The sequence below is a fragment of the Corallococcus sp. AB049A genome, from assembly GCF_003668885.1.
Lineage (GTDB): Bacteria > Myxococcota > Myxococcia > Myxococcales > Myxococcaceae > Corallococcus > Corallococcus interemptor.
Genome location: NZ_RAWL01000755.1, coordinates 1 through 1,853, shown reverse-complemented (window position 1 = coordinate 1,853; position 1,853 = coordinate 1). Strand labels below are relative to the sequence as shown.

Annotated in this window: 1 protein-coding gene; it reads left to right on the top strand. The window is 72.9% G+C overall.

What is annotated here, in order from left to right; genetic code table 11:
- On the top strand, positions 1 to 1,853 hold a 1,853-nt coding region (locus D7X55_RS39070), incomplete at both ends, for a type I polyketide synthase (protein ID WP_147470411.1).

Here is a 1,853-nt window from a genome sequence, read left to right as displayed (position 1 = left end):
TGAAGGCCGCGCTGTCGCTGCACCACGGGGAGATTCCTCCCAGCCTCCACTTCGAGCGGCCCAACCCGCAGATCGACTTCGACGCGGGGCCGTTCTTCGTCAACACCACCTTGCGGTCGTGGCCTCGCAGCGAGACGCCTCGCTTCGCCGCGGTCAGCTCCTTCGGCATTGGTGGCACCAATGCCCACGCCATCCTCGAGGAAGCCCCCATGCGGCAGAGTGGTTCCACCACGCGTTCCCACCAGCTCGTCGTGCTGTCCGCGCGTTCGCCGGAGGCGCTGGAGGCAGCGGCGCGGCGGTTGGAGGCGAAGGGCGTTGCGGACTCGGCGATCGCGGACCTGGCGTTCACGCAGGCCGTGGGTCGCAAGGTCTTCGAGTACCGGCGCGCGATGGTGGTGAAGGACGCAGCGGACCTGGCGCGGCAGCTCCAGAAGCCGTCGGTGGCGGTGAAGGGGTTGAACAAGGCGCCGCGCGTGGCGTTCGTGTTCTCCGGTCAGGGAACGCAGCAGGTGGCCATGGGGCGTGAGCTGGCGGAGGCGTCGCCCCACTTCCGCGCGCACCTGGACGCGTGCCTCGCGCTGCTGGACGCGCCGCTGCGGGCGCGCGTGTCGGGCCTGCTGTCGCCCTCGGCGGGTGCGGAGACCGAGGCCCAGGCGAGCCTCGCGGATACGCGCGTGGCGTTGCCCGCGCTGTTCAGCGTGCAGGTGGCGTTGGCTCGGATGTGGCGGGACCTGGGAGTGACGCCACACGCGGTGACGGGGCACAGCTTCGGCGAGTACGCGGCTGCGTGTGTCGCGGGCGCGCTGTCGCTGGAGGACGCGATGCGGCTCGCGGTGGTGCGCGGGGAGCTGATGCACCGCATGCCGCCGGGCGCGATGCTGGCGGTGGCCCTGCCCGTGGAGCGCGTGCAGCCGTTGCTGACGGACCGCTTGTCGGTGGCGGCGGTGAATGCTCCGGATCGCTGCGTGGTGTCCGGTCCGGTGGAGGACGTCGCGCGGCTGGAAGCGGAGCTGAAGGAGCAGCATCGGGCGGGCGTCGTGCGGATGCCCGCGCCGCATGCGTTCCATTCCGCGGATGTGGAGCCGCTGATGCCGGAGCTGGCGCGCGTGGTGGGCACGCTGCGCTGGTCGGAGCCCACGGTGCGCTACGTGTCCAGCCTCACGGGCGCGGTGGTGCGGCCGGGGCAGCTCGCGCAGCCGGATTACTGGACGGAGCAGATGCGCCAGCCGGTGCGCTTCACGCGCGCGGTGGAGGCGATCCAGGCGGAAGGCTGCTCGGTGTTGTTGGAGGTGGGGCCGGGGCAGGACGTGACGCCCCTGGTGCGCGCGAACCTGGTCCGGGCCGAGGGCGGTCCTGCCGTCCTCGCGGTGGCGTCGTTGCGCCGGGGTGGGACGACGACGGAGCAGATGGGCTGGCTCCAGGCCGTGGGAGACCTGTGGGTCGCGGGTGTGGCCGTGGACTGGAGCGCGTTCTACGCGCACGAACAGCGCCTGCGGCTGCACCTGCCGACCTATGCGTTCCAGACGAAGCCGGTCTGGGTGCAGCCGAGAGCGCGCGCCGCGACGTCCCCGTTCGCGCCGCCCGCGGCGGTTCCCGTCCGGGCGCCCGCGGCTCCGGCAGCGCCCGCTGAACGTCTGCCCGACGTGTCGTCCGACCTGGCCCTGGTGACGGTCCGCGCCCCTCGGTCCGTGTCAGCGATGACGGCCTCGGCTCCGGCGCGCACGGCACGTCCGGACGCAGGCGTGCTGCCGCACGAGGCGTCTTTGCCTCCAGGCACGGACACGGCCTTCGCCAGCGCGACCGCGAACACGGCCTCCGCATCTTCTCACGCGGCCCCGTCCCCTGCCCCCGTC